The sequence below is a fragment of the Derxia lacustris genome (genome assembly GCF_002105195.1).
In the GTDB taxonomy this organism is placed as follows: domain Bacteria; phylum Pseudomonadota; class Gammaproteobacteria; order Burkholderiales; family Burkholderiaceae_E; genus Derxia; species Derxia lacustris.
Window position 1 is genome coordinate 45,941 of record NZ_MUHU01000006.1, and the last position, 17,093, is coordinate 63,033.

18 protein-coding genes are annotated in these 17,093 nt (G+C 68.3%); 6 read left to right on the forward strand and 12 right to left on the reverse strand.

The window, feature by feature from the left end; genetic code table 11:
- Positions 1-6: 6 nt before the first annotated feature.
- Positions 7-1,983, reverse strand: a complete 1,977-nt coding sequence (locus tag B9P64_RS05925) for a sensor histidine kinase (protein ID WP_085315310.1) — start codon at positions 1,981-1,983, stop codon at positions 7-9.
- A 219-nt stretch (positions 1,984-2,202) separates the two neighbouring features.
- Between B9P64_RS05925 and B9P64_RS05930 the strand changes: the two genes are divergently transcribed.
- The 4 genes from B9P64_RS05930 (at position 2,203) to B9P64_RS05945 (ending at position 7,542) form a co-directional block, all read left to right on the forward strand.
- Positions 2,203-3,204 carry a TRAP transporter substrate-binding protein gene (locus B9P64_RS05930; RefSeq protein ID WP_085315311.1) on the forward strand — a complete coding sequence of 334 codons (1,002 nt, stop codon included), beginning with the start codon at positions 2,203-2,205 and terminating at the stop codon, positions 3,202-3,204.
- A 32-nt stretch (positions 3,205-3,236) separates the two neighbouring features.
- A complete protein-coding gene (locus B9P64_RS05935) occupies positions 3,237-3,857 on the forward strand; it encodes a TRAP transporter small permease (protein WP_085315312.1) in 621 nt (206 codons plus the stop codon).
- Positions 3,854-5,134: a TRAP transporter large permease gene (locus B9P64_RS05940; RefSeq protein WP_085315313.1), complete on the forward strand. Its 1,281-nt coding sequence runs from the start codon at positions 3,854-3,856 to the stop codon at positions 5,132-5,134. The genes B9P64_RS05935 and B9P64_RS05940 overlap by 4 nt, the downstream gene beginning before the upstream one ends.
- Positions 5,135-5,220: 86 nt before the next feature.
- Positions 5,221-7,542, forward strand: a complete 2,322-nt coding sequence (locus B9P64_RS05945) for an NADP-dependent malic enzyme (RefSeq protein ID WP_085315314.1) — start codon at positions 5,221-5,223, stop codon at positions 7,540-7,542.
- Between the two features lie 81 nt (positions 7,543-7,623).
- Here B9P64_RS05945 and B9P64_RS27230 read toward each other — a convergent pair whose 3' ends face one another.
- The 11 genes from B9P64_RS27230 to B9P64_RS06000 form a co-directional block, all read right to left on the reverse strand.
- Positions 7,624-8,325, reverse strand: coding sequence for a hypothetical protein (locus B9P64_RS27230; protein ID WP_235839907.1), 702 nt, complete (start codon positions 8,323-8,325; stop codon positions 7,624-7,626).
- A 67-nt stretch (positions 8,326-8,392) separates the two neighbouring features.
- The gene (locus B9P64_RS05955) at positions 8,393-8,728 is read right to left on the reverse strand and encodes a protealysin inhibitor emfourin (RefSeq protein WP_085315315.1); all 336 of its coding nucleotides are present in this window, start codon (positions 8,726-8,728) and stop codon (positions 8,393-8,395) included.
- Positions 8,729-8,739: 11 nt separating this feature from the next.
- Positions 8,740-9,801, reverse strand: a complete 1,062-nt coding sequence (locus tag B9P64_RS05960) for a M4 family metallopeptidase (RefSeq protein ID WP_085315316.1) — start codon at positions 9,799-9,801, stop codon at positions 8,740-8,742.
- A gap of 98 nt (positions 9,802-9,899) precedes the next feature.
- Positions 9,900-10,703: an enoyl-ACP reductase FabI gene (gene fabI, locus B9P64_RS05965; protein WP_085315317.1), complete on the reverse strand. Its 804-nt coding sequence runs from the start codon at positions 10,701-10,703 to the stop codon at positions 9,900-9,902.
- 70 nt (positions 10,704-10,773) lie between these two features.
- The gene (locus tag B9P64_RS05970; protein ID WP_139826168.1) at positions 10,774-11,346 is read right to left on the reverse strand and encodes a hypothetical protein; all 573 of its coding nucleotides are present in this window, start codon (positions 11,344-11,346) and stop codon (positions 10,774-10,776) included.
- 120 nt (positions 11,347-11,466) lie between these two features.
- Positions 11,467-12,078, reverse strand: coding sequence for a DUF2946 family protein (locus B9P64_RS05975; RefSeq protein ID WP_085315319.1), 612 nt, complete (start codon positions 12,076-12,078; stop codon positions 11,467-11,469).
- The gene (locus B9P64_RS05980) at positions 12,068-13,093 is read right to left on the reverse strand and encodes a YheT family hydrolase (RefSeq protein ID WP_085315320.1); all 1,026 of its coding nucleotides are present in this window, start codon (positions 13,091-13,093) and stop codon (positions 12,068-12,070) included. Before B9P64_RS05980 ends, B9P64_RS05975 begins: the two co-directional genes overlap by 11 nt.
- Before the next feature lies 1 nt (position 13,094).
- Positions 13,095-13,541 (reverse strand): YybH family protein, encoded by a 447-nt coding sequence (locus tag B9P64_RS05985; protein ID WP_085315321.1) that lies wholly within the window; start codon positions 13,539-13,541, stop codon positions 13,095-13,097.
- A gap of 15 nt (positions 13,542-13,556) precedes the next feature.
- Positions 13,557-14,657 carry a lipopolysaccharide heptosyltransferase II gene (gene waaF / locus B9P64_RS05990; protein ID WP_085315338.1) on the reverse strand — a complete coding sequence of 367 codons (1,101 nt, stop codon included), beginning with the start codon at positions 14,655-14,657 and terminating at the stop codon, positions 13,557-13,559.
- A 28-nt stretch (positions 14,658-14,685) separates the two neighbouring features.
- Complete coding sequence (locus B9P64_RS05995; RefSeq protein ID WP_085315322.1) at positions 14,686-14,892, reverse strand: zinc-finger domain-containing protein; 207 nt, start codon at positions 14,890-14,892, stop codon at positions 14,686-14,688.
- A 19-nt stretch (positions 14,893-14,911) separates the two neighbouring features.
- Entirely contained in the window at positions 14,912-15,838 is a 927-nt protein-coding gene (locus B9P64_RS06000; protein WP_085315339.1) for a branched-chain amino acid transaminase, read from the reverse strand.
- Positions 15,839-15,981: 143 nt separating this feature from the next.
- Here B9P64_RS06000 and B9P64_RS06005 point away from each other — a divergent pair, with 143 nt between their 5' ends.
- Positions 15,982-16,698 carry an AzlC family ABC transporter permease gene (locus B9P64_RS06005; RefSeq protein WP_085315323.1) on the forward strand — a complete coding sequence of 239 codons (717 nt, stop codon included), beginning with the start codon at positions 15,982-15,984 and terminating at the stop codon, positions 16,696-16,698.
- Positions 16,699-16,704: 6 nt separating this feature from the next.
- Positions 16,705-17,022 carry an AzlD domain-containing protein gene (locus B9P64_RS06010; protein WP_085315324.1) on the forward strand — a complete coding sequence of 106 codons (318 nt, stop codon included), beginning with the start codon at positions 16,705-16,707 and terminating at the stop codon, positions 17,020-17,022.
- Positions 17,023-17,093 lie beyond the last annotated feature (71 nt).

The window sequence follows — 17,093 nt, forward strand, 5'->3', positions numbered from 1 at the left end:
GTCGCGTCAGGGTTGCAGCGTGAAGCGGAAGGTGGTGCCGCCGCCGGCCGTGGCTTCGTGCCAGATGCGGCCACGGTGGAATTCGATGGCGGTGCGGCAGATGTTGAGGCCCATGCCCATGCCCTCGGCCTTGGTGGAGAAGAACGGCGTGAACAGCCGTTCGGCATCGGCCGGCGCGATGCCCGGGCCGTGATCGACCACCGCCAGCTCGATGCCCGCATCGCGCGGCTCGGCCGCGATTTCGAGCTTGCGGCGCGGTGCCGGCATCGGCGCCATCGCTTCCATCGCATTGCGCGCGAGGTTGAGCAGCACCTGCTCCAGCATCACCGGATCGGCGTCGATGGTGGGCAGCTCGGCGGCGATGCGGGTCTCGACCGCGATGCCAAGCTTGCGTGCCTGCATCTGCACCAGCGGCAGGGTCGCGTCGATCACTTCCTCGATGCGGCAGCGCGTCTTGGCCGGCTCGCGCCGGCGCACGAAGTCGTGCACCGAGCGAATGATCTGGCCGGCGCGCGCGGCCTGGCGCTGGATCTTTTCGAGCGTGCTGCGCAGGCTGAATTCACCGTCGCCCTCGTCCTCGGGCACGAGATTGAGGCAGCCGGTCGCATAGGCGGTGATCGCCGACAGCGGCTGGTTCAGCTCATGCGACAGCGTCGAGGCGACTTCGCCCATGGTCACGAGGCGCGCCGTGGCTTGCAGCTTTTCCTGCTGCTGGCGGCTCAGTTCTTCCACGCGGCGGCGCTCGGTGATGTCGTGCACCGAGCTCATCCAGCCGGTGCGGCGGCCGCGCGCATCGATCAGCGGCGCCTCGTGGATCAGCACATGCACGCGGCGGCCGTCGCGGTGCACGAACACGCTCTCGAACTCGCTCGCCGGCAGCGTGCCGTCGAGCACCTGGGCGAAGCGCGCGCGCGACACGCGGTCGCGCTCGGGGTCGTGATAGGGCATCGGCCAGCTGCGGCCGAGCAGTTCCTCGGGCGCATAGCCGACCATCTTGCAGAACGCCGGATTGACGTAGGTGACGCGGCCGGACAGGTCGCGCGCGCGCAGCCCGGTCATCAGCGAGTTGTCCATCGCCTGGCGGAAACTCAGCTGCTCGGACAGCCGCCGCTCCGCATCGGCGCGCCGGGTGTTGTCGCGCCACAGCAGCACCAGGCTGGCCAGCAGCGTGAGCGACAGCCCGACCACGCTGGCGCTCATCAGGCTCGGCAGCAGGCGCGGCGTGTCCTCGGTCGAATCGGTGACCAGGGTGAGCGCGACGCCCGGCATCTCCAGCGGCGTCTGATGGCGGTAGTTGCCGCGCGCCGGCGAGGTGGCGCGGCGCACCGCGAGCGGATCGCCGAAGCTGTTGGCCAGCGCCACCTCGTTGTTGCGCGCGAACCACCAGGGCACAACCTCCTGCAACAGCCCGTCGAGCGAGGCTTCGAGCACCAGCGTGCCTTCGCGCTTGCCCACCGCCGGCACCGCCAGCGTCAGCAGTTGCTGGCCGCCGATGTCGTTGGGGCCGGCGTAAAGCTCGCTGCCCCGGCGCCGCGCATAGGTGGAAAGCTCGGTCTCGATGGCGCCGGCATCGAGCGCGCGAGTCTCCTCGATGGCGACTGCCTGGCCGTCGCCGTCGTAGAGCGCGATGCGCACCAGCTCATGATTGGTCGCCAGCATCGAGCGCGCCTTGGCGGCGAATTCGGTCGGCCCGACGCGGCCCTGGCGCCAGCCGGTGGCCAGCTCGCGCAGCGTTTCCTCGTGATGGCGCAGCTGGAACTCCAGGCTCTGCTTGACCCACAGCGTGTCGGCCACCTGCACCTCCATGCGGTGGCTGACCTCGCCGCGCCAGTTGAGCCAGAGCACGCCGGCCGCCGTCACCAGCAGCAGCAGGCCGGCGAGCAGCGGCGGCAGCCAGTGACGCAGCCGCGAACCCGGCGCGCGCGCGGCGCTGGCACCGGTGGCGGGCAGCGGCGAAGCGGCAGGCGGCGCAGTGGTTGACATGGCATTCGCAAGCAGGTCGGGCCGGCGATGATGCCGCAGCCGCGCGCCGTCCGCCGGCCGAGGGTTCCCGGCATTGTGGAAAGCCGTCAGTCGTCTGAAACCTGGTTGCAAGGCATATTCGGCCCACCCCGCGCGGGCGCGTCCGCCCGACGCGCGGATCAATTCAAACAAACCAGATGACGGCACGACTGCCGCCAGCGCATCCCCAGAGGAGACAACATGCGCTTCCTGAAACCCCTCGGTTTCGTCCTTGCCCTGTGCCTTGCCGGCGTGGCTCACGCCCAGGCGCCCATCGTCATCAAGTTCAGCCATGTGGTCGCGCCCGACACGCCCAAGGGCCGCGCCGCCGACTACTTCAAGAAGCTGGCCGAGGAAAAGACCAAGGGCCGCGTCAAGGTCGAGGTCTATCCGAACTCGCAGCTGTACAAGGACAAGGAAGAGCTGGAAGCGCTGCAACTCGGCTCGGTGCAGATGCTAGCGCCGTCGCTGGCCAAGTTCGGCCCGCTCGGCGTGAAGGAGTTCGAGGTCTTCGACGTGCCCTATATCTTCCCGAACAAGCAGGTGCTGCAGGCGGTGCAGGACGGGCCGATCGGCCAGGGCCTGTTCAAGAAGCTGGAGAGCAAGGGCATTACCGGCCTCGGCTACTGGGACAACGGCTTCAAGATCATCAGCGCCAACAAGCCGCTGCTGGTGCCCGCCGACGTGAAGGGCCAGAAGCTGCGCATCCAGAGCAGCAAGGTGCTCGATGCGCAGATGCGCGCGCTCGGCGCCATCCCGCAGGTGATGGCCTTCAGCGAGGTGTATCAGGCGCTGCAAACCGGCGTGGTCGACGGCACCGAGAACCCGCCGTCGAACATGTACACGCAGAAGATGCACGAGGTGCAGAAGTACGCGACCGACACCTATCACGGCTATCTGGGCTACGCGGTCATCGTCAACAAGAAGTTCTGGGACGACCTGCCGGCCGACGTGCGCAAGGAGCTGGAAGCGGCCATGAAGGAATCGACCCGCTACGCCAACGCCATCGCGCAGCAGGACAACGACGCCGCGCTCGCCGCCATCGAGAAGTCGGGCAAGACCCAGGTGACGCACCTGACCGACGCCCAGCGCAAGGTCTGGCGTACCGCGCTGCTGCCGGTGCAGAAGGATGTGGAAAGCCGCGTCGGCGCCGACCTCATCAAGGCGATCAACGCCGAGGCCGCCAACCTCGGCGCCAAGTAAGCCAGCGCAGCCACCGGTCGGGGAACGCACGCATGGTGCTCAAACTCCTGGACCGGCTCGAAGAGACGATCATCGCGACGCTCATGGCGCTCGCGACGCTCGTCATCTTCGTGGCCGTGGTCCATCGCTACCTGTCCACCGTCGAGCTGACGCAGGACTTCATGCTCGGCATCAACCTGAGCTGGGCGCAGGAACTCTGCATCTACATGTTCGTGTGGATGGCCAAGTTCGGCGCCGCCTACGGCGTGCGCACCGGCATCCATGTGGGCGTGGACGTGATCATCAACCGCCTGCCGCCCGGGCAGCGCAAGGTGATGGTCGTGGTCGGGCTTCTCGCCGGCGCGCTGTTCACCGGCATCGTCGGCACGCTCGGCGCCAATTTCGTGCATCACATGGCGCAGACCGATCAGGTCTCGGCCGACATGGAAATCCCGATGTGGTGGGTCTACATGGCCATCCCGCTCGGCTCCTATCTCATGTGCTTCCGCTTCCTGCAGGTGACGCTGGCCTTCGTGCGCACCGGCGAGTTGCCGCATCACGATCATTCGCATGTGGAAGGCATCGACGAACACGGCGCGGTCGCGTCGCCGATGGGCGCCGAGATTCCCGGCATCGACGAGGCGCTCGACGCGCGCAAGGGAGGCCGTTCATGAGCGCGCTTATCATCTTCGTGCTGCTCATCGTGCTGATGCTGACCGGCATGCCGATCAGCATTTCGCTCGGCCTGACGGTGCTGACCTTCCTGTTCACGATGACCAACGTGCCGATCGAGTCGGTCGCGCTCAAGCTGTTCACGGGCATCGAGAAGTTCGAAATCATGGCGATTCCGTTCTTCATCCTGGCCGGCAACTTCCTGACCCACGGCGGGGTGGCCAAGCGGATGATCGCCTTCGCCTCGTCGATGGTCGGGCACTGGCACGGCGGGCTGGCGCTGGCCGGCGTGCTGGGCTGCGCGCTGTTCGCGGCGGTGTCCGGCTCCAGCCCGGCGACGGTGGTGGCCATCGGCTCCATCGTGCTGCCGGCGATGGTGAAGCAGGGTTATCCCAATCGCTTCGGCGCCGGCGTCATCACCACCTCGGGCGCGCTCGGCATCCTGATTCCGCCGTCGATCGTGATGGTCATGTACTCGGTGTCGACCAATACCTCGGTCGGCGCGCTGTTCATGGCCGGCGTGATTCCGGGGCTGCTGCTGGCGCTCACGCTCGGGCTCGTTACTTGGTATCTCGCGTGGAAGAACAACTACCCGCGCATGCAGAAGGCGACGTGGATGCAGCGGCTCAAGGCGCTGAAGGAATCGGCCTGGGGCCTGTTCCTGATCGTGGTGGTGATCGGCGGCATCTACAGCGGCAAGTTCACGCCCACCGAGGCGGCAGCGATGGCGGCGGTGTATGCCTTCTTCATCGCGGTGTTCGTCTACAAGGACATCGGCTTCAAGCAGATCCCCAAGGTGCTGCTCGACTCGGCCAGCATGTCGGCGATGCTGCTGTACATCATCACCAACGCGGTGCTGTTCAGCTTTCTCATGACCAGCGAGGGCATTCCGCAGTCGATGGCCGACTGGATGATTGCCCAGGGCTTCGGGCCGATCGTCTTCCTGCTGGTGGTGAACATCCTGCTGCTGATGGCCGGCAATGTGATGGAGCCGAGTTCCATCGTGCTGATCATGGCGCCGATCCTGTTCCCGGTCGCCATGAAGCTCGGCATCGATCCGGTCCACTTCGGCATCCTGATCGTGGTGAACATGGAAGTGGGCATGTGCCATCCGCCGGTCGGACTCAACCTTTACGTGGCCTCGGGCATCACCCGCATGGGCATTTCCGAGCTGACCGTGGCCGTGATGCCGTGGCTGATCGCGATGGTGGGCTTCCTGCTCGTCATCACCTATGTGCCGCAGGTCACGCTGTTCCTGCCGAGACTGCTCGGTTTCTAGTGCCCTGGTCGCTCTGCCAGTGTTTGGCAAGGTGGAGCGACTAGAATCGGCACCCCCCGGATTCCTAACACGAGACTTACATCGCCATGTCAGAGACCGATAATTCCAAACAGGCTGCGGACCCATCCAAGAAGGAGCTGCTGCGCAAGGCGGCACTCGAGTACCACGAGTTCCCGACGCCCGGGAAGATCGCGATCAGCTCCACCAAGGTGGTGGCCAACCAGCGCGATCTGGCACTTGCGTACTCGCCCGGCGTGGCCTTCGCCTGCGAGGAGATCGTCGAGGACCCGGCCAATGCGGTGCGCTACACGGCGCGCGGCAATCTGGTCGGCGTCATCACCAACGGCACGGCGGTGCTGGGCCTCGGCCCCATCGGCCCGCTCGCGGCCAAGCCGGTGATGGAAGGCAAGGCGGTGCTGTTCAAGAAGTTCGCCAACATCGACGTGTTCGACATCGAGATCGACGAGCGCGACCCCGACAAGCTGGTCGAGATCATCGCCGCGCTCGAACCGACCTTCGGCGGCATCAACCTCGAAGACATCAAGGCGCCCGACTGCTTCGTGGTCGAACGCAAGCTGCGCGAGCGCATGAAGATTCCGGTCTTCCATGACGACCAGCACGGCACTGCCATCGTCGTGGGCGCCGGCATCCTCAACGCGCTCAAGGTCATCGGCAAGAAGATCGACGAAGTGCGCATCGTCACCTCGGGCGCGGGCGCGGCGGCACTGGCCTGCGTCGACCTGCTCGTGGACCTGGGCGTGCCCATCGGCAACATCTGGCTGACCGACCTGGCCGGCGCCGTGTACCAGGGCCGCACCGAGCTCATGGACCCGGACAAGGCGCGCTTTGCCCAGCCGACGCAGCTGCGCACGCTGGCCGAGGTGATTCAGGGTGCCGACGTGTTCCTGGGCCTGTCGGCCGCTGGCGTGCTCAAGCCGGAAATGGTCGCGACGATGGCGGCCCAGCCGATCATCTTTGCGCTGGCCAATCCCACGCCCGAAATCCTCCCCGAGGAAATCAAGGCGGTGCGCGACGACGCGCTGATCGCCACCGGCCGCACCGACTATCCCAATCAGGTCAACAACGTTCTCTGCTTCCCGTTCATCTTCCGCGGCGCGCTCGACTCGGGCGCCACCACGGTGACGCGCGAGATGGAGATCGCCGCCGTCGAGGCCGTGGCCCAGCTGGCCCAGCAGGAAGCCAGCGACGTGGTCGCCAGCGCCTACGGCGTCGAGAACATGAGCTTCGGCCCGGAATACCTGATTCCCAAGCCCTTCGACCCGCGCCTCATCACCACCATCGCGCCGGCCGTGGCGCGCGCCGCCGCAGCCTCGGGCGTGGCGACGCGGCCGATCGCCGACTACGAGGCCTATACCGCCCAGCTCCAGCAGTTCGTCTATCACTCGGGCGCGCTGATGCGGCCGCTGTTCTCGGCCGCCAAGAAGCTGCCGGTCAAGAGCAAGCGCGTGGTCTATGCCGAGGCCGAGGAAGAGAGCGTGCTGCGCGCGGTGCAGGTCATCGTCGATGAGCGCATCGCCCAGCCGATCCTGATCGGCCGGCCGGCGGTCATCAAGCAGCGCATCGAGCGCTTCGGTCTGCGTCTGCGGCCCGAGATCGACTTCGAACTCATCAATCCCGAGTACGACGAGCGCTACCGCGACTACTGGCAGACCTATCACCGCATGACCGAGCGCAAGGGCATCACCGAGCACTACGCCAAGCTCGAAATGCGCCGCCGCCACACGCTGATCGGCAGCATGCTGATCCACAAGGGCTCGGCCGATGCGCTGATCTGCGGCACCTACGGCAGCTTCGATCTGCATCTCAAGTACATCGACCAGGTCATCGGCAAGCGCCCCGGCGCCACCGTGTACGCGGCGATGAACGGCCTGTTGCTGCCGAATCGCACGGTGTTCCTGGTCGACACGCATGTGAACGTCGATCCGACCGCCGAGCAGCTGGCCGAGATCACGATCATGGCGGCCGAGGAAATGAAGCGCCTGGGCGTCACGCCGAAGGCGGCGCTGCTGTCGCACAGCAATTTCGGCACGCACAACAACGCGTCGGCCGAGAAGGTGCGCCGCGCGCTGGCCATCGTGCGCGATCAGGCACCGTGGATCGAGATCGACGGCGAGATGCACGGCGACTGCGCCATCGACGAAGGCGTGCGCAAGCTCATCATGCCCAACTCGACTCTGAGCGGCGAAGCCAACCTGCTGGTGCTGCCCAACCTCGACGCGGCCAACATCGCCTACAACCTGCTCAAGACGGCGGCCGGCAACAACGTGGCGATCGGCCCGGTGCTGCTCGGTGCCGCGCGCCCGGTGCATGTGCTGACGCCGAGCGCGACGGTGCGGCGCGTGGTCAACATGACGGCGCTGGCCGTGGTGGACGCCGCCAGGCGCTAAACCCACCCGACCCCGCCGGGTCGTGCCCGAAAGCCGTGTGCGCCGTGAGGCGGCACGGCTTTTTTCATGGCGCTACGACGCTCAGGGCGTGTTGGCGAAGGCCTTGGCGCGCTCGATCTCCGAGCTGCCGACCGCGCTGACGCGGGCCGGCGGGCGTTCGGCGGCGGGCGCCGGCACGGCGACCGGCGTGTCGCCGGCGCGGCGTTCGTGCGTACCGGCGCCAGCGTGCTCGGGCCCATGCGCGGCGGCGCCGGAATAGCCGGCCGAATTCGCCGGCGCGTTGTTGCCGCGTCCGCGCATCTCGCTGCGCGGTTCGCGCTCGACGTCGCGCGTGGCCAGCTTCATCGAGGCATCGTCGCGCGCCAGGTCGGCGGCCTGACCGCTGCGCGGACGCTTGCTGCGCGGCTTGCGCTCGTCTTCGGCCGGCGCGGGTTCGGGGGCGGGCTCGGGCGCGGCGGCGGTGGCGGGCTGCGGCGGCGTGGCCGGCTTGGGTGGTTCGCGCGGCACGACCGGCGCCACGACCTCGATCTTGTTCTTGGTCATGTAGTCGTTCATGTCGCGCCAGCCGTCGAAGATCGCGGCCTTGTTGGCCTTGGCATTGAGCGTGAAGCAGTCCTCGATGGCGCGCCCGGCATGGCGGCAGGCCGAGCCGATCGCCTTGCCCTCGGCTTCGGCATCGGCCTTGCTGGTGGCGCCGGGCAGCAGGCCGTCGAGCTTGTCGCAGCCGGGCAGGAAGAGCGTGAGCGCAAGCGCGCTGGCGAGGAGATGACGACGTGGACGCATGGAGGACAACCTTCGGGATCTGACCGGTTAACGGCCGTCCCACCATGCGACTTGAACCGGCAGCGGCTCAGCCGGCGCCGGATTGACCGGCCTTTTCCCACAAACCGGCCAGTGCGGCGGCGTCGGCATCGTCGGGGATGACGGTGCTGGCCGTCGCCTTGCGCGCACCGGCGGTGCTCAGCAGCTCGATGCGCCAGTAGAACCGGTCGCCCTGTCCGGGCGGCGTGGCCGGCTGGCTGGCCGCCAGACGCGCGCCGAGCCATGCGCGCAGCGTCGCCGGGCAGGCGTTGGCGGGAATCTCGCGCGGCGCCGCCAAACCGGGCAGCGCCGCAAAGCCGCCCTGGCGGCTGATCCGCAGTACCGCATCGGCGCCGATCTCGACGCCGGGCTTGTCGTTCGCCATCGCTTAGCTCCTCAGACCTTGACGCCTACCGCGACCCAGGCCTCCTTGATGGCCTTCGCTTCCTTCGAGCCGCTGCCGAACAGCGTAACCGCGTTGTTGACGGTGAGTTTGGCGAATGCGGCGAAGCCGGCATTCGGTTTCAAACGCTTGTCGCGCAGCGTGTCGTACCAGACCAGTCCGGCCTTCTCCCAGGCATGGCCGCCGATGGCGCGGGCGGCCAGATAGAAGGCGTGGTTGGGGATGCCCGAGTTGGTGTGCACGCCGCCGTTGTCGTCGCTGGTGCGCACGTAGTCCTTCATGTGCGCGGGCTGCGGATCCTTGCCGAGCACCGGATCGTCGTAGGCAGTGCCGGGCGCCGCCAGCGAGCGCAGCGCCACGCCCTTGACCTCCTTGGTGAGCAGCTCGGCGCCGATCAGCCAGTCGGCCTTGTCGGCGGTCTGCTTGAGCGCGTACTGCTTGACCAGGCTGCCGAACACGTCGGACATGGATTCGTTGAGCGCGCCAGCCTGGTTGAAATAGGCGAGCTGGGCTTCGTCCTGGGTCACGCCGTGGGCCAGTTCATGACCGATCACGTCGAGCGACGCGGTGAAGCTGTTGAACAGCTTGCCGTCGCCGTCGCCGAACACCATCTGCGCGCCGTCCCAGAAGGCGTTCGGATATTTCTTGCCGTAATGCACCGTGGCCAGCAGCGGCAGGCCTTCGTCGTCGATGGAATTGCGCTGGAACACCTCCCAGAAAAAGCCGTGGGTGGCGCCGAGCGCATCGAAGGCCTGATTGACTGCCGCATCCTTGTGCGGGCCGTCGTCCTCGTCGCGTACCGACTTGCCGGGCAGATCCGACTTGTTCTTGGCGGTGTAGACGGTGCGCTTGATCTCGCCAGGATGGCTGTTGCTGCGCGTCTTGCGCGCCGGCTGCACCGCACCCGAGGCGCGCATCGCGCGCTGGGTGTTGTCGGCATGCAGGGCGTCGAGCGCCCAGTCGCGGTCGGCCTTCTTGCCGTTGCGCACGATCTGGTCGAGCACCTGCGGCGGCAGGATGCAGAAAATGGAATGGCGATGATGTCGCTGGCACATGGGCACGGTCTCCTGATGCGGAGCCCGGATGCTAAGGCCCGGGTGGTGCCGTGGCGACGGTGGACTGCGCCGGCCTGTGCCGACGCAGCCGCGCGGGCTTAGAGCTGGGCCATGCCGCCGACCACGGCATGCATGCCGCTGTCGACGTGCAGGATCTCGGCCGAGATGCCACTGGCCAGATCGGACAGCATGAAGGCGGTCGCATTGCCGACCTGCTCGATGGTCACGTTGCGGCGCAGCGGTGCGCTGTCCTGATTGAACTTGAGCATCTTGCCGAAGTCGGCGATGCCCGAGGCGGCCAGCGTCTTGATCGGGCCGGCGCTCACGCCGTTGGCGCGGATGCCGCGCGGACCGAGGCTTTCGGCCAGATAGCGCACCGAGGCTTCGAGCGCGGCCTTGGCCAGACCCATGGTGTTGTAGTGCGGCACGACGCGCTCGGCGCCCAGATAGGTGAGCGTGAGCGAGCTCGGCGAGCCGCCGGCTTCGACCGCCTTGAGCAGCAGCGGCAGCGCCGCCTTGGTGAGCGCCGGATAGCTGTAGGCCGAGATGTCGTGCGCGACGCGGAAGCCTTCGCGGCTCAGACCGTCGAGGAAGTCGCCCGAGATGGCGTCGCGCGGCGCGAAGCCGATCGAATGCACCAGCCCGTCGAGATGCGGCCAGGCCTCGGCCAGGCCGGCGAAGGTGCCGGCGATCTCGTCGTCGCTGGCCACGTCGCAGGGGAAGACCAGCGTGCTGTCGAATTCCTTGGCGAAGCCGTCGATGCGGTCCTTGAAGCGCTCGCCGACGTAGGTGAAGGCGAGTTCGGCGCCTTCGCGATGACAGGCCTGGGCAATGCCGTAGGCGATGGAACGGTTGGAAAGCAGACCGGTGATGAGGATCTTCTTGCCGGCGAGAAAGCCCATGCGGTAACTCCGGAAACGCGAAAAATTGGCCCGGATTCTACCGTTGCGCCTTGCCGCCCCGCCGCAGCTGTCAGGCGGCCGGCGCCGCCTCGTCGCCGAGCAGCCGGGCGAGCCGCGCGCGATACAGCGCAACCGCCGGCTCGCCACGCTTGCGGCCGACCGCGACCATCAGCTTCTCGAACACCGGCAGCAGTTCGTCGACCGAGTTGGCGCGTTCGAGCTGGAGCGTGAGCGGGATGGCGCCGAGGCCGAAGAATTCGGGGATTTGCGCGCCGAGGAAGCAGTAGACGCGATGCTGGCGCGAGGCGTCGGCCGGGCAGCCGTAGGGCTTGTCGAGTTCGGGCGCGATGCGGGCCGGGCTGTCGGCCGGTGTGTCCTTGAGGCTGGCGCCGCGGCCGATCGGGCCGGCGCCGACGGCATCGGCGGCGAGATTGACGATTTCGAGCAGACCGGATTCGAGCAGGCGCACCAGCGAGCCGTGGTTTTCACTGCCGACCAGATCGAGCAGGTCGGCGGCACGCCGGCGACCGTCGGCGACGACCAGCAGGTTGCGCTCATGACGGGACAGGTTTTCGCCACGGCGGCTGATTTCGGCACGGCCGAGTTCGGTCTTGCGCAGCACCGCTTCCATCGTCAGGGTCATGTCCAATCTCCGTCCTTGTCCGTTGAGTGAGAACTGCGTCGCATGCTAGTGACGACTCTGGTCCAGACATGTGCGGAAATTGTCCCTGCTTACTTGAGTCGGGGATGTACCCGATGGGGTTTACGCGGGGTCGGCAGGCGACGGATCGGCGATGAAACCGAAGCTGGCGCCGGCGTCGGCGGCAGCGACGATTTCGAGCGGAAGCTCGGCGCCGGCCAGCCGCAGGCGCAGGCCGGTCGGCGCGGCGGCGCAGCGTTCGGCCAGGCGGTCGGGATCGGGCGCGCTGCCGTCGGCGTCGACCAGACAGTCGACGAGCGCGGCGAGATCGCGGTCGTCGACGATGCCGGGGCCATGCTCGGTGACGAGCCAGAGCCGGCCGGCGTCGTCGAAGGCGGCGCGGTCGAGCCGGCTGACGGCCAGCCCGTTGTGGGTGACGAGGCGCGGGCCGGCATCGCCCGGGTGCGCGAACAGCACCAGCGGCGCGGCTTCGAGTAGCACGTACACGCGCTGCGGTCCGTTCTGGAAGAACCAGGCGCCGGCGGCGTCGCGCAGATAGTTGCGGTCGATGAAGCCGCGCAGCGTGGCATTGCCGATCAGCTCGCCGGGCAGACCGAGGCGCTGGCAAGCGTCGTCGCGCATGCGCCAGCGGCCGCGCCGGTCGAGCGCGAGCCAGCCGTAACAGGCCGGCACATCGGGCCAGTGGGCCATTGCGGCGATGACGTCAGCGTCCATGGGCGGGCAGGTGATGGTCGAAGAAGGCGAGCAGGCGATTCGGCAGCCAGTCGAGCCGGCCCGGGAAGGCGCCGGTGGCAAAGCCGACATGGCCGCCGTCGGCCGGCTGTTCGAGCGTGACGGCGGCCGACACATCGGCGCGGCAGGGCAGGGCGGCGGCCGGCAGGAAGGGATCGTTGCGCGCATTGAGCACCAGCGTCGGCACCGCGATGCGGCCGAGCCAGGGCTTGGACGAGGCGCGGGTCCAGTAATCGTCGGTGTCGCGAAAGCCGTGCATCGGCGCGGTGTAGAGGTTGTCGAACTCGCGCAGCGTGCGCGCCGCGCCCACCGCACCGGCGCCCGCGTGCAGCACCGGATGAGCCGGATGCGCCGCCAGCTTGGCCGAGACCTTGCCGCGCAGCGTGCGCAGGAACATGCGCGTGTAGACCAGCGCAAAGCCGCGCGACACCGCCGCGCCGCCGGCCATGAGGTCGAGCGGCGCCGACACGCCGGCCGCCGCGCTCACGAAGCCTGCGCCATCGCCCGATTCGCCGAGCCATTTGAGCAGCGCATTGCCGCCGAGCGAGACGCCGGCCGCGAACAGCGGCGCGCCGCCGGTACGCGCGGCCATGCGGCGCAGCACCCAGCCCACTTCGGCGCTGTCGCCCGAGTGATAGGCGCGCGGCAGCCGGTTCGGCTCGCCCGAGCAGCCGCGGAAATGCGGGATGACGCCGGTCCAGCCGCGCCGCGCGACCGCATGCATGAGCGCGCGCGCGTAATGGCTGCGCGACGAGCCTTCGAGCCCGTGGAACAGCACGACCCAGGGCTTGCCCGGTGCGCCGTCGATGAAATCGACATCGATGAAATCGCCGTCGGGCCGGCCGTCGGCTTCGCTGTCCCAGCGTTCGCGCCGGTAGCGCGGGCGCGGGCAGCGCGCGATGAGCGCCGGCAGGATGGTCTGGGCATGGCCGGCGGCCGGCCCGAGCGCCAGCCAGACCGGCGCGCGATAGCTGGAGATGGCGCGTCGCGCGCCCACGTCAATGCAGCGTCGAGGGACGCACGACCGGCATCTGATCCTGGCCCGGTTCCTCGTTGGGGCTGGCGTGATGCAGCACCAGACGCCAGCCGTTCGGCGTCTTGAAATAGATGTTGGTGGCGAACACCCGCAGCGGCTGGCCGGTGCGCGGATGGCGCAGCGGCAGCTCCTCGACGATGGAATGCACCGCCACCAGCATGTTCTGCTGGGTATGGCGCCGGCCCGGCCGCACCGTGAGCGGCCCCTGCGCCAGGATTTCCTCGTAGCTGTGGCGGATCGAATCGATGCCGATCAGGCGCGGGCCGTTGGGATGGATGCAGACCACATCGTCCTCGTCGGACCAGCAGGCCATCGCGGCCTGGGCATCGCCGCGTTCGAGCGCGTCGTACCAGGTTTGCTCGACGGCTTCGGGGGTGGAGAACAGCGCGGGGTGGAAGTCTTCGTCCATGGGGGAGGGTGTGCGTCAGGCGCGGCGGCCGTCGGCGCCCTGGCCGGGCGAGGGCGTGGGTTGGGCGCGGGCGGCGCCGAGTCGGGCGGCGAGTTTTTCGTAGACGAGTTCGGGCGTGAGATCGCGCATGCAGCGGAAATGTCCGAGCGGGCATTCGCGCGCGAAGCACGGGCTGCATTCGATGGGGATGCGTGCGATCTCGGCCTGGGTGTTGTGCGGCGGGGTGTGGCGCGGATCGGTCGAGCCGTAGAGCGCGACGACCGGCACGTCGAGCGCGGCGGCCATGTGCATCAGGCCGGAGTCGTTGGTGACCACGGCCTGCAGATTGCGCATCAGCGCGACGACTTCCTTGAGGCTGGTGGCGCCGCAGAGGTTGACCACCTCGACCTGCGCCAGCGTGGCGATCTCGGCGGCGACCGGCCGATCCTTGGGCGAGCCGAGGCAGACGAAGGCGGCCTCGGGATGCTGCTGCGCGACCAGCCCGGCCAGCCGCGCGAAATGCTCGACCGGCCAGCGCTTGGCCGGGCCGTATTCGGCGCCGGGGCAGAAGCCGATCAGCGGCCGCGCCGCATGCCGGTCGATGAACTTGGCCTTGGCGATCGCCACCAGGGCCGGGTCGATCGACAGCCGCGGCCGGTCGCTGCCGAACCAGTCGTAATGCCGCTCGAAGCCGCCGGCCAGCGCCGCGTAGGTATCGATCATCGGCGGGCGATGACCGTCGTTGCCCTTGGGCGGATTGGGCCAGCGCCGGTTGAGCAGGCCGATGCGGCCTTCGCCGGTATAGCCGCAGCGCACCGGAATGCGCGCCAGCCAGGGCACGAGCGCCGACTTCCAGCTGTTGGGCAGCACCCAGGCGTGGGTGAACGGGCCGTGGGCATCGCCGGCACGCAGGGCGCGCGCGGTGGCGACGCGCTCCTTCCATTGCAGCTTGCCGTGCTCGAAGGACGTGGTCTGGACCCGGTCGACCTCGTTCATGCACTCGAAGACGGCGGCCAGATGGCGCGGCGCGAGCACCTCGATGCGGGCGCGCAGATGCTGAAGCCGCAGCCGCCGGATCAGCGGCTGGGCCATGATCGCGTCGCCGATCCAGTTGGGAGCGACGACGAGGATGCGCATTTCGGCGTCCACGCGCGGCGGCCTGCGGTCAGTGACCGTGCACCTTCTCGCCGGCCTTGAGCCGGTAGACCGTGCCGCAGTAGGGGCACATGGCCTCGCCGGTCTTGGTCACGTCGAGGAACACGCGCGGATGGTGGTTCCAGATCGGCATGCTGGGGTTGGGGCAGAAGGCCGGCAGTTCCTTGGCCGTCAGCTCGACCGAGGGCAGGGCGGTCTTGGTTTGGGTTTCGCTCATTTCATTGACCTCTGAAGAATCAGACCTTGGCGAGCCATTCGGCGTACTTGGGATTGCGGCCGTTCACCACGTCGAAGAAGGCGGCCTGGAGCTTGGCGGTGACCGGCCCGCGCGAACCGTTGCCGACCGGGCGGCCGTCGAGTTCGCGGATGGGCGTCACTTCGGCGGCGGTGCCGGTGAAGAAGGCTTCGTCGCCGATGTAGAACTCGTCGCGCGTGATGCGGCGCTCGACCACCTTGATGCCGTGCTCGGCGGCCAGCGTGAAGATCGCGTTGCGGGTGATGCCGTCGAGCGCGCCGCCGGCCAGATCGGGCGTGTGCAGCTCGCCGTCCTTCACCAGGAACACGTTCTCGCCCGAACCCTGGCAGACGAAGCCCTGCGGGTCGAGCAGCATCGCTTCCTCGTAACCGTCGTTGGTGGCTTCCTGGTTGGCCAGGATGGAGATCGAGTAGTTGCCGACCGCCTTGGCCTTGCACATCGTCACGTTGGGGTGATGGTGCGTGAACGACGAGGTCTTGACGCGGATGCCGCGCTCCATGCCCTCGGCGCCCAGATAGGCGCCCCAGGGCCAGGCGGCGATCGCCACATGGATGGTGTTGCCGCGTGCCGCCACGCCGAGCTTTTCGGAGCCGACCCAGACCAGCGGGCGGATGTAGCAGCTTTCGAGCTTGTTCTCGCGCACCACGTCCTTGGTGGCTTCGAGCACCTGCTCCTGCGTGAACGGAATCGCCATCTGGAAGATGCGCGCGCTGTTGAACAGGCGCTGCGTGTGTTCCTTGAGCCGGAACACGGCGGTGCCGCCGTCGGCCTGGGCGTAGGCGCGAATGCCCTCGAATACGCCCATGCCGTAGTGCAGGGTGTGCGTCAGGACGTGGATCTTGGCGTCGCGCCAGTCGACCAGCTTGCCGTCCATCCAGATCACGCCGTCACGGTCGGCCATGGACACCATTCGATTGCTCCTTGAGGGGGTTGCGGCCGGCGCGCTTGGCGGCGGCGAAAAACGCAGATTCTAGCGAAGGCCATGCCCCGGCCGTGCGATCCGGATAATGCGGCCGGCGCCGCGTGTGCGGCGTATGCAGAAAGGGTGCGATGAAGTTCTGGTCAAGCGAGGCCGAAGCGGCGGGATTCCGCCAGGGCTTTGCCGAATTGCTGCCGGCGGCGCCGGGCGTGGCCGCCTGGGGCCTGGTCACCGGCGTGGCGATGATGCAGTCGGGCCTGGGCCTGGCTGGCGCGCTCGGCATGACGCTGGCCGTGTATGCCGGCTCGGCCCAGCTGGCGGCGCTGCCGCTCATCGCCAGCGGTGCGCCGCTGTGGCTGGTGGTGGCGACCGCGCTGGTCGTGAACCTGCGCTTCGTCATCTATGCGCTGGCCTTGCGGCGCGACATGGCCGACCTCGGCATCGGCCGGCGGCTCTGGTACGGCTATCTGATGGGCGACATCGGCTTTGTGCTGTACATGGCGCGGCGCGAGCGGGCCGGCGGCTTCGAGCAGCGGCATGACTATTTTCTGGGCGGCGCGGCCTGCAACTGGCTGTTCTGGCAGGGCGGCAGCGTCGCCGGCATCGTCGCGGCGGCCTGGATTCCGCTCGACTGGGGGCTGGATCTGGCCGGCACGCTGGCGCTGCTCGGGCTGCTGGTGCCGATGTGTGCCGCGCGGCCGGTGCTGATCGGCGCGATCACGGCGGCGGCGGTGGCCATCGTCGCGCACGGACTGCCGCTGCGGCTCGGGCTGGCGGTGGGCACGGTGGCCGGCATCGCTGCGGCGATGGTCGTCGGCAGCAATCTCGATCGCGGCACGCGCGGCTGAACTCACATGCACAACCTCGATTTCTGGCTCGCCATCGCGGGTCTCACGTTTGCGACGGTGGCGACGCGCGCCGGGCTGCTGGTGTTCAACCGGCTGTCGCCGGGCGCGACGGTGGAGCGGGCGCTGCGCTATGCGCCGGCCTGCGCGCTGGCGGCCATCGTCGGGCCGGAGCTGGTGTTTGCCCACGGCGCGGTGGAGCCTGGGCATTTCAAGCTCTGGGCCGGCGCGGCGGCGACGCTCGGCTTTGTGCTGACGCGCAATCTGTTCGCCACGCTGGCCATCGGCATGGCGGTGTTCACGGCGCTGCGGCTGTGGCTGGCGTGATGCGCGCAGTCCGGCTGGCCATCGGCCGCGCGCGCCACGCTGTTGCGGCTGCGCCGGATTTGGCGCGGTGT

Bases quoted from the DNA above. Each gene is read 5' to 3' on its own strand.
- fabI (WP_085315317.1), bottom strand. From the start codon at position 10,703: ATGGGCTTTCTCGCCGGCAAGAAGATCCTCATCACCGGTCTGCTTTCC.
- B9P64_RS05945 (WP_085315314.1), top strand. From the start codon at position 5,221: ATGTCAGAGACCGATAATTCCAAACAGGCTGCGGACCCATCCAAGAAG.
- B9P64_RS05935 (WP_085315312.1), top strand. From the start codon at position 3,237: ATGGTGCTCAAACTCCTGGACCGGCTCGAAGAGACGATCATCGCGACG.
- B9P64_RS05995 (WP_085315322.1), bottom strand. From the start codon at position 14,892: ATGAGCGAAACCCAAACCAAGACCGCCCTGCCCTCGGTCGAGCTGACG.
- B9P64_RS05970 (WP_139826168.1), bottom strand. From the start codon at position 11,346: ATGACCCTGACGATGGAAGCGGTGCTGCGCAAGACCGAACTCGGCCGT.
- B9P64_RS05930 (WP_085315311.1), top strand. From the start codon at position 2,203: ATGCGCTTCCTGAAACCCCTCGGTTTCGTCCTTGCCCTGTGCCTTGCC.
- B9P64_RS06005 (WP_085315323.1), top strand. From the start codon at position 15,982: ATGAAGTTCTGGTCAAGCGAGGCCGAAGCGGCGGGATTCCGCCAGGGC.
- B9P64_RS05960 (WP_085315316.1), bottom strand. From the start codon at position 9,801: ATGTGCCAGCGACATCATCGCCATTCCATTTTCTGCATCCTGCCGCCG.
- B9P64_RS06010 (WP_085315324.1), top strand. From the start codon at position 16,705: ATGCACAACCTCGATTTCTGGCTCGCCATCGCGGGTCTCACGTTTGCG.
- B9P64_RS05940 (WP_085315313.1), top strand. From the start codon at position 3,854: ATGAGCGCGCTTATCATCTTCGTGCTGCTCATCGTGCTGATGCTGACC.
- B9P64_RS05975 (WP_085315319.1), bottom strand. From the start codon at position 12,078: ATGGACGCTGACGTCATCGCCGCAATGGCCCACTGGCCCGATGTGCCG.
- B9P64_RS27230 (WP_235839907.1), bottom strand. From the start codon at position 8,325: ATGCGTCCACGTCGTCATCTCCTCGCCAGCGCGCTTGCGCTCACGCTC.
- B9P64_RS05925 (WP_085315310.1), bottom strand. From the start codon at position 1,983: ATGTCAACCACTGCGCCGCCTGCCGCTTCGCCGCTGCCCGCCACCGGT.
- B9P64_RS05985 (WP_085315321.1), bottom strand. From the start codon at position 13,541: ATGGACGAAGACTTCCACCCCGCGCTGTTCTCCACCCCCGAAGCCGTC.
- waaF (WP_085315338.1), bottom strand. From the start codon at position 14,657: ATGCGCATCCTCGTCGTCGCTCCCAACTGGATCGGCGACGCGATCATG.
- B9P64_RS05955 (WP_085315315.1), bottom strand. From the start codon at position 8,728: ATGGCGAACGACAAGCCCGGCGTCGAGATCGGCGCCGATGCGGTACTG.